1 pseudogene is annotated in these 307 nt (G+C 63.8%); it reads left to right on the top strand.

Annotation, left to right across the window (positions count from 1 at the left end):
• Positions 1–182: pseudogene (locus tag ECTPHS_RS14475) on the top strand (transposase); the annotation flags it as partial.
• Positions 183–307 lie beyond the last annotated feature (125 nt).

Raw genomic sequence — 307 nt, forward strand, 5'->3', positions numbered from 1 at the left:
GCTGTGTCCGCCGCGCTTTCCTCTGAGGACAGGACCGCCACACCGGCCAGAACTTCGAACACCGGCGCGGCTGGATCGAGGCCAGAATTCGGCAGTTGTCCGCCGTCTTCGCCATCGACGTGGCGGCCTATGCGGTGATGAGCAACCACTATCACATCGTGCTGCGGATCGATCAGGGCCGTGACACCTAAAGGACACCCACTTTCCGCCGACCTCCCCCACCCACCCTGAGACCCTCACCCCATGACCCGACCTCGCTCAGAACTGGTGTCCGTCACCGACACGCCCTGGTATCACGTGGTGTCGC

The organism is Ectothiorhodospira sp. PHS-1 (assembly GCF_000225005.1).
Classification (GTDB): Bacteria; Pseudomonadota; Gammaproteobacteria; order Ectothiorhodospirales; family Ectothiorhodospiraceae; genus Ectothiorhodospira.